The 14101-nt window shown below is 38.5% G+C and carries 15 protein-coding genes; 5 read left to right on the top strand and 10 right to left on the bottom strand.

The window, feature by feature from the left end; translation table 11 throughout:
- The first annotated feature begins 52 nt into the window (after positions 1 to 52).
- The 3 genes from hemB to hemL all read left to right on the top strand — a co-directional run bounded on the left by hemB (position 53) and on the right by hemL (position 2978).
- Positions 53 to 1021 carry a porphobilinogen synthase gene (hemB, locus tag D7322_RS12445; RefSeq protein ID WP_121124516.1) on the top strand — a complete coding sequence of 323 codons (969 nt, stop codon included), beginning with the start codon at positions 53 to 55 and terminating at the stop codon, positions 1019 to 1021.
- A gap of 166 nt (positions 1022 to 1187) precedes the next feature.
- Positions 1188 to 1580: a hypothetical protein gene (locus tag D7322_RS12440; protein WP_121124515.1), complete on the top strand. Its 393-nt coding sequence runs from the start codon at positions 1188 to 1190 to the stop codon at positions 1578 to 1580.
- Positions 1581 to 1667: 87 nt separating this feature from the next.
- Positions 1668 to 2978, top strand: a complete 1311-nt coding sequence (gene hemL, locus D7322_RS12435) for a glutamate-1-semialdehyde 2,1-aminomutase (protein ID WP_245971329.1) — start codon at positions 1668 to 1670, stop codon at positions 2976 to 2978.
- Between the two features lie 87 nt (positions 2979 to 3065).
- Here hemL and D7322_RS12430 read toward each other — a convergent pair whose 3' ends face one another.
- From D7322_RS12430 to D7322_RS12415, 4 genes are all read right to left on the bottom strand, one after another.
- Positions 3066 to 3644 carry a DUF4252 domain-containing protein gene (locus tag D7322_RS12430; protein WP_121124513.1) on the bottom strand — a complete coding sequence of 193 codons (579 nt, stop codon included), beginning with the start codon at positions 3642 to 3644 and terminating at the stop codon, positions 3066 to 3068.
- 90 nt (positions 3645 to 3734) lie between these two features.
- Positions 3735 to 4256 carry a DUF4252 domain-containing protein gene (locus D7322_RS12425; protein WP_121124512.1) on the bottom strand — a complete coding sequence of 174 codons (522 nt, stop codon included), beginning with the start codon at positions 4254 to 4256 and terminating at the stop codon, positions 3735 to 3737.
- 6 nt (positions 4257 to 4262) lie between these two features.
- The gene (locus D7322_RS12420) at positions 4263 to 4952 is read right to left on the bottom strand and encodes a hypothetical protein (RefSeq protein WP_147430393.1); all 690 of its coding nucleotides are present in this window, start codon (positions 4950 to 4952) and stop codon (positions 4263 to 4265) included.
- Between the two features lie 38 nt (positions 4953 to 4990).
- Positions 4991 to 5506, bottom strand: coding sequence for an RNA polymerase sigma factor (locus D7322_RS12415; RefSeq protein WP_121124510.1), 516 nt, complete (start codon positions 5504 to 5506; stop codon positions 4991 to 4993).
- A 382-nt stretch (positions 5507 to 5888) separates the two neighbouring features.
- Between D7322_RS12415 and D7322_RS12410 the strand changes: the two genes are divergently transcribed.
- Positions 5889 to 6725: a hypothetical protein gene (locus tag D7322_RS12410; RefSeq protein WP_121124509.1), complete on the top strand. Its 837-nt coding sequence runs from the start codon at positions 5889 to 5891 to the stop codon at positions 6723 to 6725.
- A gap of 93 nt (positions 6726 to 6818) precedes the next feature.
- Here the strand turns inward: D7322_RS12410 and D7322_RS12405 are convergent, their stop codons facing one another.
- The 6 genes from D7322_RS12405 to D7322_RS12380 form a co-directional block, all read right to left on the bottom strand.
- The gene (locus D7322_RS12405) at positions 6819 to 8114 is read right to left on the bottom strand and encodes a DUF3472 domain-containing protein (protein WP_121124555.1); all 1296 of its coding nucleotides are present in this window, start codon (positions 8112 to 8114) and stop codon (positions 6819 to 6821) included.
- A gap of 330 nt (positions 8115 to 8444) precedes the next feature.
- A complete protein-coding gene (locus D7322_RS12400; RefSeq protein WP_121124508.1) occupies positions 8445 to 9206 on the bottom strand; it encodes an AAA family ATPase in 762 nt (253 codons plus the stop codon).
- 21 nt (positions 9207 to 9227) lie between these two features.
- Entirely contained in the window at positions 9228 to 9725 is a 498-nt protein-coding gene (locus D7322_RS12395) for a DUF1648 domain-containing protein (RefSeq protein WP_121124507.1), read from the bottom strand.
- A 345-nt stretch (positions 9726 to 10070) separates the two neighbouring features.
- The gene (argC, locus tag D7322_RS12390) at positions 10071 to 11090 is read right to left on the bottom strand and encodes an N-acetyl-gamma-glutamyl-phosphate reductase (protein WP_121124506.1); all 1020 of its coding nucleotides are present in this window, start codon (positions 11088 to 11090) and stop codon (positions 10071 to 10073) included.
- A gap of 78 nt (positions 11091 to 11168) precedes the next feature.
- Positions 11169 to 12353 carry an argininosuccinate synthase gene (gene argG, locus D7322_RS12385; protein ID WP_121124505.1) on the bottom strand — a complete coding sequence of 395 codons (1185 nt, stop codon included), beginning with the start codon at positions 12351 to 12353 and terminating at the stop codon, positions 11169 to 11171.
- 183 nt (positions 12354 to 12536) lie between these two features.
- Positions 12537 to 13253 (bottom strand): GNAT family N-acetyltransferase, encoded by a 717-nt coding sequence (locus D7322_RS12380; RefSeq protein WP_077438076.1) that lies wholly within the window; start codon positions 13251 to 13253, stop codon positions 12537 to 12539.
- Between the two features lie 574 nt (positions 13254 to 13827).
- Here D7322_RS12380 and D7322_RS12375 point away from each other — a divergent pair.
- Positions 13828 to 14091, top strand: a complete 264-nt coding sequence (locus D7322_RS12375; protein WP_108636160.1) for a hypothetical protein — start codon at positions 13828 to 13830, stop codon at positions 14089 to 14091.
- Positions 14092 to 14101 lie beyond the last annotated feature (10 nt).

Genomic DNA, 14101 nt, shown 5'->3' with positions numbered 1-14101 from the left:
TCTTTGTCATTGAACAACACTGGATTACTGGATCATAAATAAATTAAATATAATGTTACAACGTCCGAGAAGAAATCGTAAATCTGCCGTGATTCGCGACATGATTCAAGAGACACGTTTAGACGCGTCAAATTTGATTTTTCCACTTTTTATTGTAGATGGCCAAAATCAAAAAACCGAGGTTAAATCAATGCCGGGCATCTACCGCTATTCGATAAATAATTTATTGAAAGAAGTGGAGAGCTGCCTCAAATTAGGCCTACGTTCATTCGACCTATTTCCCAATATTGAAGAATCATTGAAGGACAAATACGCGACGGAGAGTTACCGTGATGGCAGTTTATATCTGCGTGCTATTGAAGCTGTCAAGAAAAATTTTCCTGAAGCTTGTGTTGTGACGGATGTAGCAATGGACCCTTACAGCAGCGATGGTCATGATGGAATTGTTGAGAATGGCGAGATCTTAAATGATGAAACATTGGAAGTATTGGGCAAGATGGCACTCGCACACGCGCAGTCGGGTGCAGATATTATCGCGCCATCGGATATGATGGACGGACGTATCGGGTATATTCGTCAGCTATTGGACCATAATGGTTTCACAAACGTGTCTCTAATGTCGTATACGGCGAAGTATGCATCAGCCTATTACGGCCCTTTCAGAGATGCCTTGGGCTCAGCTCCAAAACATGGGGATAAGAAAACGTATCAGATGAACCCTGCGAATGCAAAAGAAGCACTTATCGAGGCACAACTAGATGCCCAAGAAGGTGCGGATTTTCTAATGGTTAAACCGGGACTTCCCTATTTAGATATTGTGAAACTTCTTGCTGATAATTTTGATCTCCCGATCGCGGTGTACAATGTCAGTGGCGAATACGCTATGTTAAAAGCTGCCATTCAAAATGGCTGGTTGGATGAACGTGTAATCCTGGAAACTTTATTAAGCTTCAGACGCGCGGGCGCAACAGCGATTTTATCGTACCACTCAAAAGAAGTCTTGGAAAAGGGCTTTATTTAGGCAAATAAGATCGGGGGGGTCGCTCTAAAAACAGCGAATTGCTCAAAGATAAAAGTAAATATTAAAAAAGGTTCGAAATTAAGTTTTTCGAACCTTTTTTTGGTCCACTACTTTTAAACTATCTGACCCCAGCAGAGTCAAACGGATTATTATAAACATCCATATTATGTTAAAAAGTATTCTTATCAGCAGTTTTCTACTGTCGGGTTCTGCTGCCCATGAGCATCCTATTTACTCACTTCTGGAAGGTGTATGGATCGCCGAAGACGCAAAATTAAAATCAGTAGCATTTAATAAAAATGGTGATGCTTTCTTTACGTTTATAAACGCAAAAGCAGGAAGCCTTAATACCTCAGTACACCAGAAAGTCGATAGCCTCGTGCTATTAAACCAACAGAAATTTAGTGGTTATCTATTTAGTCCCAATCTATTTGGAAAATACAGCGACAACAAAACTCCATTTGAGATTCAAATAAACTCAACAAACGAGATCACTTTATTGATCAATAAACAAGAAATATTATTACGAAAAAAAGAGGACACCCCGACCTTTAAATAAAGAATACCACTGAATTCTTGATTCCTTACGTTTCCATGAGACTTATCTTCGTAAAAAAAGATAACTTCGCATTCAAATATAATGACTATGCAAGCACCTGATATTTCAAGAGCAAAATCTGCTGAATTATTTGAAAAAGCAAAACAATATTTCCCGGGCGGCGTAAACTCTCCCGTTCGAGCTTTTAAATCCGTATTTGGTACCCCCTTATTTATTGAACGTGGCGACAAAGCGCATCTTTGGGATGCTGATGGCAATGAGTTCATCGATTTCTGCTGTTCGTGGGGTCCTTTGATTTTGGGACACAATAACGATCAAGTTCGCGAGGCCGTTGCCGCACAATTAAGTAAAGGATTGAGCTTTGGTGCACCTACTGCTCTGGAAAATCAACTTGCCGAATTGATTATTGAAAAAAATAAATATATAGAAAAAATCCGCTTTGTCAGTTCAGGAACCGAGGCTGTGATGTCTGCAATCCGCTTGGCAAGAGGATATACCAAACGCGATAAGATCATCAAATTTGACGGATGTTACCATGGTCATTCGGATTCGCTTTTGGTAAAAGCAGGATCGGGATTGGTGACTTTCGGAGAAACTTCTTCGGCTGGCGTTCCCAAAGCTTTTGCAGATGAAACAATCGTCATCGAGTTAAATGACAAAGACGCACTGAAAGCTGCTTTTACAGAATTTAAAGATCAGATCGCTGCAGTGATCATTGAAGGTATTCCAGCCAACAATGGTCTATTGATGCAATCCAAAGAATACATGCATTTCCTCCGTGATATCACAAAAGAAAATGGGAGTATGCTAATCATGGATGAGGTCATCACCGGATTCCGGATCGGTTTTGAAGGAGCTTCTGCTTATTACGAAATACAGCCAGATATTATCACCTATGGCAAGATCATAGGCGGTGGCATGCCAGTGGGAGCCTATGGGGCATCCAAAGAACTTATGGCCTGTATCTCACCTGATGGTGCCGTTTATCAAGCTGGTACCTTGTCAGGGAACCCTGTAGCCATGGCAGCAGGTATTGCAGCCTTGACTATTTTGGCACAAGATGATTTCTACACAAACTTAAATGCGAAAACTGCGGCATTCGTACAGGATATGCGTGATTATATCGCTGAAAAAGGCTACCGAGTACAATTATTCCACGTTGCCTCTATTTTCTGGTTTGCATTTACTGAGCAAGAAGATATCAAGAAAGCAAGCGAGATTGATCCCGCTTCCATGGAATCATACAAAATCATGCATCGCGAACTACTAAATAGAGGGGTTTATTTCGGTCCTTCGGGGTATGAAGTCGGTTTTGTTTCCGCTGCACATACTGACGCAGATTTAGCTACGGCAAAAAAACATATTTTTGATGCCCTGGACATCGTCTTTGAGTCATAAAAAGGAAGTATACTACAACAATGCCCCAAAAACTATTTTAGTTTTTGGGGCATTTATATGCTGTTTAATCAGGATTCTCTATCTCAGCTAAAGTTCCTGTTGAACTACAGTATGGGTATCAGCCAATTTGGTGGCGAGCTTTTTATCCTTTGATTTTATCTTATTCAATCCCTGGATAAGCTCATCCAGCGAAAACTTACCTTTTATATCCATAAATACACTTTCATCTCCTTCGTCATGGACCAATAGCGAAACCCGGCTGATCACATTATCTTTATCAATGCGCGCATTAATCGAGATCTCCTCCCCCTCAGTGTTGATCACCAGTAGCTCCTCAAATTTATTCTTCTTTAAAAACTTATGGTAATCTTCCAGAATCAATACATTCTTTTCCTGATCATTATTTGATAATGTCATCATCCTGAATTTTTTCAATTTTTTGACGATGCCCGCCATGACCTTTGCATCCTCGTCGTTCTCGTCCTGCAAGGCCTTTTTGATAAATGGTTTTGTCAACCACATCGGCAAATTAATGGCAACGATCTCTGCATTATTTGAAATATTGGATCCCCTGACGAAATCCATGTTGGAACCTTTTTTGATGATGCAGGATTGCAATGAAAATAGCACTCCAATTAGGCATAACAATGTTAGTAATCTTTTCATCTGTATAAATTTGTTTTTCAGTTGTGATGAAGCTATCAGATTTATTCACTTTCCAGTTTGAGTGAATAAATCATGATGGTTTCATAATATTTACTTTTTATTGTTATTCTGTTTGTCCTTACTCACTTTGTTATTTCCTTCATTGACCAAGTTCGTCACGTCTTTCAAAGGTATCGCCCCATCCAGAATCATAAATAGATTCTGGTCATCTCCATTTATTGTAAGCAACAAATTGTTTAGGATATCTGCATTAGCAGACATATTCTCCACCATGAATCGAATATCTTGACCTTCACTGTTGAGCGACATAAGTTCCTCGTATTTTAAATTTGAAACGGCGCCGCGAATGATACCTGTCAAGTTTTTATCTTCGCCATCCTCTACGATCAACATACGCAAAGATTTAACATTCTTGAGTAGTGGCGTAATCGTCTGCATATCCTCGTCATCAATTTTTAAATTCCCTAACAACTTGAACATAGGAGCTCCAATTTTAAGTGTGGTCACTCCCTTTTTCCCCTGATATTGCTCGAAAAGTTTATCTAACTTGGAAATCTGTGCGTTTGCCATACTTGCTACAAGTAATAGGCAAGCTATTAATAATCCTTTCATATTATTTTAGTTAATCGATATTGACATTTGTTTTATATTCATTGCTTTATCTACTCCATTTTCCAGATTGTTTGCCAGTAATCCCAATGACCTAAGGGTCAATTCCACAGCTTCCTCTTCGTTAGCAACAGGTTTGCCATTTAATACCACATAATCTGCTTGATAACCATCTTCCGTTTGCTGTAAAGACTGGACAACCCGCTTCTTTTTCGCCATTATTTTCTTCGATGGCACGCGTTGATTGAAATGCTTCAAAGTATTCGTCGCCAGCATTGTACTTTGTTTCCTGTCTCCATGTGTTACTTTCACCACATCGGAATGAACTGTTGCTTCATTGTTTCCCTCCACCTCTTTCATCGACGGTCTTTGAGGTTCTTTGATCTCTTTATGGGCAAGTACAGGCTGTTGTACTTGCTGCTTCTGGTTCAGATAGACTGATAATCCAACCACGAACAAAAAAATTGCCGCAGCAGCATATTTTATCCAGATATTGTCTCGCCATCTGATGATTTTTTTATCTGCTTTGACTTGATTTTCAAAATCCTCAAACGACCAGTCCATTTTCACATTCTTTTCCTGATCCAATAGCTGAAAGAACAGTTCATCCGATTTTTTCAGCTCCCTTTCTTCCTCCGATGACGACTTGCCATCAAAGTATTTTTCTTTCAATTCCGCTAATCTTCTGTTTTTCATCATTACAACTTTGAGTTTCACTGTTAATGAAGCTATTGGATCTATTTTTTATTTGAATAAATCCGGAAGCTTTCATAATCAAATAATTTTGTCAACTGCTCCTTTACTTTCTGCCTGGCCCGCATCAGATTAAGCCTGACAGCAGACTCCCCCATTTCCAATACTTCACCGATTTCGTCAATATCATAATCTTCCACATCACGTAGGTGCATCACAAGGCGTTGTTTCTCGGGTAGCGAGTTGATCATTTCCAAAATGATTTCTTTCGTATTTTCAACTGAATTTTCTGTTGTTGAAATAATCTGGTGCTGTTCGGCGAAATCTGTACGTACCTTCGCTTTTTTAATCCGGTTCAATGCTTCATTTTTAATGCTCTGCATGCAAAATGCCTCTAAATTCCTATATTGATACAATTTATCTTTCCCCTGCCATAGACGCATCATCACATTTTGAACCGCATCAAATGCTTCATCATCATCAACCAAGATCCGTTTCGCAAAGCGAAATAGCTTATCCTTATGGACGAAAACGGTATTTTTAAATTGCTCTTGGTTCATTCTTAGTATTTAGTATTGAGATGCCAGATTTGAGATTTTGATCGTACAAAACTGCAGTTTATCTAATTTTTGTTTGTTCGTTTTAAATACGTGCTATATTATTTCCTTTACCATTTTTGCATACTATATAAACAAGACATTTCAGACTTCTTATTTATTACATCTCATATAAATATTTTTTTAAACTATTTATTTATTCAAATCACAGGCTATGTACGCTGTTCTTTCAGCCCCTTGAAAACGATAGACAAGATGATCTCCTGTTTTAAGATACCGTTTTCTCATTAACAGATTATACTCTTTGTAGCATTATTACAAACAAAATACGCTAAGCTATTGTTATTTTAGATGCTGAACGATAAAAATTTAAATAAGAAAAATTATGAAGTACTACAGAATTACAGCCATTACTGCTGCATTAGTATTATTGATCGGAGCCGCCGGATGTAATAATTCATCCAATAAAGGTGCTGATCAAAAGGATTCAATGGGTGATGCCGATACGAATACTGCACAGAAAATGGATTCCATTTCAGTTAGTCCAATTGCTGATTCAAAACAATTTCCCGGAGCGCACCTCGAAATCGCTTCTATAAGCGCCGAAAAAGTAGGTGCTGACTCTGCAAAGGTTACCGTGAAATATGCTGTTAAAAATTTCAAGCTAACTGAAATGACAGAAGATGCTCATGCCGCCCATTTAGCCAACTCGCACGATGGGCAACATATCCATTTTATTTTAGATAATAAACCTTATACTGCTCTGTATAAACCTGAGCACAGCGTTACTTTGGCTTTAAATTCAGAGCACTATTTACTCTCATTTTTGTCCCGGTCCTATCATGAATCCATTAAAACTACGGAGGCCTCAAAATTGATTAAATTCAAGATAGATGCCACGGGGAAATTGTCACAGGAGCCAACCCCTAAAGAACCGTCTTTGTTTTACTCGCGTCCAAAAGGGGAATACAAAGGTGACGAAACCAAAAATCTACTTCTGGATTTCTACTTGGTCAACACTAGTATTGCTCCAGACGGAAATAAGGTGATAGCAGATATCAACGGACAGACATTTACATTGGATAAATGGGCCCCTTACGAAATAAAGGGCTTGCCAATGGGAAATAACAAAGTAAAATTAACCTTGGTAGATAAAGAGGGAAATGCCGTTACCGGTGATAATGTATCAGTAGAACGAGATATTAAACTCTCTGAGCAATAAATAGGTCATAACATAACAAAAAGAGTCGCATTGAAGTGCGACTCTTTTTGTTATGTTATGCTACATCTCTGGCTTTAGAGACAGAGTTAGCCATTACGGCAATTTCTCAAAATCAATTTTCGGAGCAGTCCTTTTATTGACAAGCTCAAACTTGCTGCCCGGTTTAACAATCTCATTAAAAAAACCGCCATTTCTTAAAAAGTAGCCATTTTTTGTTGTTCCACCCATAGCATCAATCCGTTGATGGGCACGATAAGTATTATCGACACTAAATGAGGCAGATTGGACGGCACGCCATTGCCCGTCATAAACCCATTGATTTTTAAATTCCACCTGTCTTCCTAGATACCCCTGATTCGGACTAAAATTCTCTAAGAAACTATGAAACCTTTTTAAATATGTATTTGTTTGCGGACGTTTGAAACTAGCAATGACATTCCATGCATTTTCCTCAGGCACAAAAAACCAAGCAGTATAGTCTGTATTTCCTTTTCCATCCGGAATGCCTTTCAACAAGAATTTATAGGTTTCACCCGCTTTCCAGAAATATTTACGGTAACTCTGCCCTCCGGATCCCTCGTTGCCAAATTCTCCTGTATGCACGTCTTTTCCTTTCTTCAATAAATGGATTTTTTGTTCATCTGGAATACTTTTCGGGTCATCCGTATGAAAAGGGCTCCATACTGAAAATAAAATACGTCGTTCGGTTTCCGAATTCACCTGTATACCAAAATATCCCTCTCCAAAGCCATTCGCCATAAAATATGAACCGACTTTATCCTCACCTTTTGGTACAGTTACCTCATTGTAATAATAGCTGACATTCCCTTCACTTGGTATCGTATAATTTAAGTGACAGGAAGGGCCGCGACGTGACCAATAGTAATAATCAGGATCATTTGAGTAGGTAAGGCCTTCAGCTGCAGCTTCTCCACTAACCATTAATTCCGTTACATCGGCAAACCTATCACCCGACTTACTTAATCCTTTTAAATTCACCTGTACGTAGCCCGGTGTTTTGACATCAATAGACAAAGCCGCTGTTTCGGCTAACTCAGTCCCTTTGATATCCAAAGAACTCTTTTTGCCCAAAGCAGAAATCTCTATTTTGGAGGAATTTCCGGCATGAGCTTTTGCTTTGAGTCTTAATTCGAGGTTCCCCGTTTTCTCCGTTCTGAAATATACCGATGCAATGCTTTGATCACTTGACCATTTTACCAATCCATTGCGTCCAGAAATTTCTGCTCCATCATTTTGTCCACTAGTAATAAAAGCATTTCCTGCGAGCGGAACGGCATAAGATTTTATAGAGGTTTGCGCATCAACACCTAATGAAAGGCAAGATAAGGCACCTATGAAGAGCTGCTTGATAAAGAATTTTCTTTTCATCTGTTTAATTTTTTTCATCTATTGTCTGTTACCTTGGCTACTTATGTTACCTAAGCTACCAGGGTTTTATAGGAATTGAAGGATATCAATTACACTAATCTAAGCGTGAATATATATTGATTCTTAAAAACTGTATTATTTTGATGAAGATAAGGCTTAGATTGACAGAAAAAGAAAGGAAATGTATATCAATCGATTGTGTAAAAAAGCAGCGATAATCAACCCGCTATTTAACCTATTAAAAAGATTTATGAAAGATATCTGCGTAGCCCCGTGTGAATCTCAAATAAATTAAAGAAAAAGAGCAGAGCTACTTCTTTAATTGAAAGCCTATTCATTCAAACCGAGTTCGGTAACCATCTTCTGATAATTATTCAGAAAATATTTATATAGTTTAAACTGTTCCGTTTCTTCATATTCCACCTGTTGCAAACCGAACTCAGAAACGGTGTAAATCTCCGAATCTGGATAGGCCAACAAAATTGGTGAATGGGTGGCAATAATAAATTGGGACTTATTGTTGACCAATTGGTTTATTCTCGTTAGTAAACGAAATTGGCTATTGATGGAAAGTGCTGATTCAGGCTCATCAAGCAGATACAGTCCACGTCCCGAAAAGCGTTTATGCATTAAGTTAAGAAAACTCTCCCCATGAGAGCATTCGTGCAATGAGCCGCCATAAAGCTCAGAAAGAGCATTTTCTTTATCTGGATCTCTTAAAATTGCCTCTTTCTCTTCACTGAACAATTCATCAACCTCAGTCGCTACATTATAAAAGCTCTCGGCCCGTAAGAAAAAGCCATCATGCTCACGGAAGGCTGTTCTTATGACCTGCAGATCATTAAAAAGTTCGGAATGGGAATCCTTCGTATGGAAATTAAAGTTCTTCGTTCCTCCTTCGGGATTGAAACCAGCATTAATCGCAATAGCCTCCACCAAAGTGGACTTACCCGAACCATTCTCCCCAATAATAAAAGTCACTGGAGATCTAAACCGCAATTCATTCAAATTCAATATTGAATCAATATTAAATGGATAAGCGATTCGATCCTCGATTGGTTTTGTATTTCTTATGGAATGAATATAGTGCATAGAATGTATAGTAATGAAGTACTAAGCTTTCCGGAATCCTTGTGCAACATAATAGATCAATGGAATAAAGATAAATCCCAGTGTCAGTGGGAAAAACCATTCGCCTAACCCATCAGAAGTCCCTGCCGAATTTGGAATCGCCTTGAACGTGATAACACCAAAAATAACTACAATAATACATTTCAAGTACCGTATCATACGACTTGCGTTTGCATATTGCCGGAAGGCATTTTCTTCAGTTATCCGAACAGGATAGTTAAATGTATGTGGAAATCGATTTAGGATCGTCATTCCTATAAATAGTATTGTGGCAATAATTGGTAAAGCAAAAATAGTCTCTTTCCCACCAAAACTATCCGCATTTCCTGCAGTATTATAATGCACTGGAATCGTTTCAGGTAGTTTATAATAATTTATAGCAACCAGATACCATAACGTGAATAAGGACAGGTAACCAATTAATTCCAATATGATATCGCCGAGCGTCGGTATGAGTTTTATACGTGGTCTTTTTTCCATTTTGAAATTGGTTATCGATACATTGATTTGGCTAAACAAGATCGAATAAAACTCGATTTTATACTCACTAAGTTAAGAAACATACGGTAACAATACAATGCATAAACCGACTGCTAACTACCTCAATATTCTATTAAAATCAGCCTAATACCTGAACAGTCATTGAGCGTATCCACATTAATCCTTATACAAATCGGCGTCGGGCATAAAAAAAGTGAAGCGGTTGCCCTCTTCACTTTTCCACACAGCGTTAATAACTATGTTGACAACTGTAATTTTATCAGGATTTTACTGTTTCGATTATTCACAGTCTGTTAACACAGGTGTTGAATAAGCTATAAACAATTAAAAACCAACACTTTTTAAATTTAATCCCGTACGCTCATTCAATCCGAACATGAGGTTCATATTTTGTACGGCTTGACCAGATGCTCCTTTCAACAAATTATCAGTCACATTTAAGATCAGCAACTTATTTCCATGTTTCTCCAAATGAATAATACTTTTATTGGTATTTACAACTTGTTTGAGGTCGATATTACTCCGGCTAACGTGTGTAAATGGATGTGTTGCATAATACGATTCGTACAACTCATACGCTTGTTCCTCGGTCAAATCAGAATCAACATAAATTGCCGAGAAAATTCCCCGTGTAAAATCGCCACGCTGTGGAACGAAATTTATCCTTTCAGCAGCACGTGCTAATAACGAATCATCAGACGCTGGCAAAAATCCATTTTGCAATTGATCCAACGACTCCGAAATTTCCTGTAGGTGTTGGTGCTCGAAAGACTTGTATGCAGAAAGATTGTTGTTACGCCAAGAGAAATGTGTGGTCGCCCCCGGCTTCTGTCCGGCACCGGTAGATCCCGTTGTTGCATTAACGTGAATCTGATCGGGTAATAACCCTTTACTTGCCAGCGGCAATAGGGCTAATTGTATATTTGTTGCAAAACAACCCGGATTAGCAATATACTGCGCAGATTTGATCGCTTCCTTATTTAGCTCCGGAAGTCCATATACAAATTGCTGCCCCTGATAAGCGGTATTTGCGCGAAGGCGATAATCTTGCGAAAGATCAATAATCTTTACAGATGCTGCAACTGGATTCGCATCCAAAAATTTGCGTGCATCGCCATGCCCAACGCATAAGAACAATACATCAATATCGGAATGAAAATCAGAAGAGAAAGTCAGTTCTGTATCACCGAACAGATCATTGTGGACTTCATATAATTTGTTTCCCGCGTTAGACGCACTATTAGCAAATACAATCTCTACTTCAGGATGATAAATCAATACCCGCAATAATTCTCCGCCCGTATATCCTGCTGAACCAACGATTCCTACTTTTATCATATTTATATTTCGTATTGAGTAGCTAGTATGAGTATTAAGACTTTACTTCTGCAAGCCAATGGCTTACAGAAGTATCCTAATTTTTTATTTTTGATTTACTTTATGCCAGATAATGGTCTGGTTTCCAAAAATTTTGGAGAATCCTTTTACATCGTCACCCGTGTAACCTTTATTCATCTCACCATAGCTACCAAATTTATTCGACATTAAATCGTGCTCGGATTCAATACCAATCACTATAAAACGATAAGGGTGTAGTTCAACGATTACGCGACCTGTTACAGTTTCTTGTGAAGACTGCAAGAATGCTTCAATATCGCGCATGACAGGATCATGCATTTGTCCTTCGTGCATATAATTTCCATAGAAAGCAGCGATTTGATCTTTCCAAGATAATTGCCATTTAGTCAGCGTATGTTTTTCCAAGGTGTGGTGTGCCTTAATTAAAATCACTGAAGCTGCGGCTTCAAAACCTACACGACCTTTGATACCAATGATTGTATCACCTACGTGAATATCACGGCCGATACCATAAGGTTGTGCAATAGCCTGCAGTTCCTGAATGACTTTCACAGATGCCATGTTCTCTCCGTTTAAAGCAACTGGCTCGCCCTTTTCAAAATCTATTGTGATCTGTTGAGGTTCTGAAGAAGTTACCGGCGTTGGCCATGCTGATTCCGGTAGATATTGATTGGATGTCAATGTTTCTGCTCCACCTACAGACGTACCCCAAAGGCCTTTATTGATCGAATATTTAGCTTTTTCGGCAGAATATTCAACACCATGTTTATTCAGGTATTCTATTTCCGCTTCGCGGGATAACTGCAGATCACGGATCGGTGTGATAATCTCAACCCCTGGGATCAAGGTCTGGAAAATCATGTCAAAACGTACCTGATCATTTCCGGCCCCTGTAGAACCATGTGCAACACATTCAGCACCGATTTTCTTTGCATAGTTTGCAATGGCAGTAGCCTGACATACGCGTTCAGCGGACACTGACAGTGGGTAAGTCGCATTTTTCAGCACATTACCAAAGATCAAGTATTTAATAGTTTCGCGGTAATAGTCTGCTGTTTCGTCAATCGCCGTATGTGATTTTACGCCTAATGCGTACGCACGTGCTTCAATCGTCTTTAATTCTTCATCCGAAAAACCACCTGTATTTACGACTACGGAATGAACCTCCAAACCTAAATCTTGCGAAAGATAAATACAACAAAACGAAGTATCTAATCCTCCGCTGAATGCTAAAACTACTTTTTTCATTGAGATAAATTGTTTTTTTTGCCGTGAAACTATTATCAGCCAATCCGGTTCTATTTAAGCCTTAAGCTGACCGTATCATCGCTGTTCATTATTTATTTTCAATGGCTACTACGCCAGTTGACATGTTATGTATGATTTTTGCGAAGAAAGATGTGTGACACTCGATTTCTTCTGTTAAAGTTATTAAAATCCTTTTGCAACTTTATTATGTTTTGGGAAATTGACCGCAATGAATTTATTGGCCGATTTCCAGAACTTTGCCTGAATACGTTTTAACAAGGATTGTTTTTGTGTGATTCTCTCCAAACGCTCCTTTGCTTCATGTTTACGTTGGATCTTTTCTTTCAGCTCACGTTCTTTTTCTTCCGGATCCCAGAGCATGGCCGTACACATACAATTCTTACGGTCTTTGCTCATTAAAATTTCATAATTCACACAGCTCTGACAGCCTTTCCAAAATTCATCATCGTTCGTCAATTCTGAATAAGGTACGGGTTCGTATCCAAGTTCTGAATTAATTTTCATGACAGCAAAACCTGTGGTCAAACCAAATATCTTTGCTTTGGGATACTTTTCACGGGACAGATCAAATACCCTTTTCTTAATGGCTTTTGCCAAACCTACCTTTCGAAATTCGGGATTGACTATAAGTCCAGAATTTGCAACGTAATCGCCATGGCCCCAAGTTTCAATATAACAAAAACCTGCCCATCGACCGTCCCTATGTAAAGCAATCACTGCTTTACCCTCATTCATTTTGTTGGCAACATACTCTGGTTTACGACGTGCAATACCAGTACCACGAGCCTTTGCAGACTCGAACATTTCGTTGCAAATAACCTCTGCATAATGTGCATGCTCAGGTTTAGCCGGAATAATTAAAAAATCTGATATAGTCATTGACTTACGACCCTAATAATAAAACAACAACTACTGTCGTGTTTTGTTACTGAATAAATTAAAATAATGGATTCAAAACCATCGGACAATCATGGCCTTGTTTGGAAGATTCACTACCTCAAATCAAGCCCGAGGTAGTATGGGTCGTCGGAAGCGTAAAACAGGTATTTCTACGAAAATGAAAGCACAAAACACCTTCCTCATAAACTTCTCAAAAGTTTGAGTATAAGAATAGTCGTTCTTTTTGCTCTGTTTCATTTTATTTCTCTGTCAATTTGTTTCTGACGTTGCAAATGTATAAAAATATTTTTTTCTTTTCCACAATATTATCATGGATTTTTTGCAAAAATCAAAAAATTACAATCAGGACTCAAAACAGGCTTGTAACCTTCATTTTCAAGCAATTAATTATTGACATCCCCAGTCTATCCCCTGGCTTCAGACGATATTAATTTGACAATAAAATCCATAAAGGTTTAAGGCTTTATCAATTGATAAGGGGACTTTTTTCACGGGTTCGTTATTTTTGGCCAAAAAACGATACTTTTGTATACATCATTTAGAGGAAAATAGCATGTCACCGAGTTTAATTTTCTATATTATTTTTGCTGTACCTTATATTGTCTTTATGTATTGGCTTGTCAAACAGGACAAACGTAAATATGCCTGGGGACTCGCAATCATTACTGTGGTTGCTATACTTGCCATCTATGTATCGCAGAAAGCGAGCAAAGTTGCGATGGACAACTATCAACAACATCAGATCGATTCCAGAGAAATCGAACGTGAAGAACGTTTACAAAAACAGCAGGACAGCATCAATCATGCTCAACAATAAAAAAGCGGCA

This window comes from Sphingobacterium puteale, assembly GCF_003627955.1.
Lineage (GTDB): Bacteria > Bacteroidota > Bacteroidia > Sphingobacteriales > Sphingobacteriaceae > Sphingobacterium > Sphingobacterium puteale.
This window is presented reverse-complemented; position numbering and strand designations above follow the sequence as displayed.

Bases quoted from the DNA above. Each gene is read 5' to 3' on its own strand.
- hemB (WP_121124516.1), top strand. From the start codon at position 53: ATGTTACAACGTCCGAGAAGAAATCGTAAATCTGCCGTGATTCGCGAC.
- D7322_RS12440 (WP_121124515.1), top strand. From the start codon at position 1,188: ATGTTAAAAAGTATTCTTATCAGCAGTTTTCTACTGTCGGGTTCTGCT.
- hemL (WP_245971329.1), top strand. From the start codon at position 1,668: ATGCAAGCACCTGATATTTCAAGAGCAAAATCTGCTGAATTATTTGAA.
- D7322_RS12430 (WP_121124513.1), bottom strand. From the start codon at position 3,644: ATGAAAAGATTACTAACATTGTTATGCCTAATTGGAGTGCTATTTTCA.
- D7322_RS12425 (WP_121124512.1), bottom strand. From the start codon at position 4,256: ATGAAAGGATTATTAATAGCTTGCCTATTACTTGTAGCAAGTATGGCA.
- D7322_RS12420 (WP_147430393.1), bottom strand. From the start codon at position 4,952: ATGATGAAAAACAGAAGATTAGCGGAATTGAAAGAAAAATACTTTGAT.
- D7322_RS12415 (WP_121124510.1), bottom strand. From the start codon at position 5,506: ATGAACCAAGAGCAATTTAAAAATACCGTTTTCGTCCATAAGGATAAG.
- D7322_RS12410 (WP_121124509.1), top strand. From the start codon at position 5,889: ATGAAGTACTACAGAATTACAGCCATTACTGCTGCATTAGTATTATTG.
- D7322_RS12405 (WP_121124555.1), bottom strand. From the start codon at position 8,114: ATGAAAAGAAAATTCTTTATCAAGCAGCTCTTCATAGGTGCCTTATCT.
- D7322_RS12400 (WP_121124508.1), bottom strand. From the start codon at position 9,206: ATGCACTATATTCATTCCATAAGAAATACAAAACCAATCGAGGATCGA.
- D7322_RS12395 (WP_121124507.1), bottom strand. From the start codon at position 9,725: ATGGAAAAAAGACCACGTATAAAACTCATACCGACGCTCGGCGATATC.
- argG (WP_121124505.1), bottom strand. From the start codon at position 12,353: ATGAAAAAAGTAGTTTTAGCATTCAGCGGAGGATTAGATACTTCGTTT.
- D7322_RS12380 (WP_077438076.1), bottom strand. From the start codon at position 13,253: ATGACTATATCAGATTTTTTAATTATTCCGGCTAAACCTGAGCATGCA.
- D7322_RS12375 (WP_108636160.1), top strand. From the start codon at position 13,828: ATGTCACCGAGTTTAATTTTCTATATTATTTTTGCTGTACCTTATATT.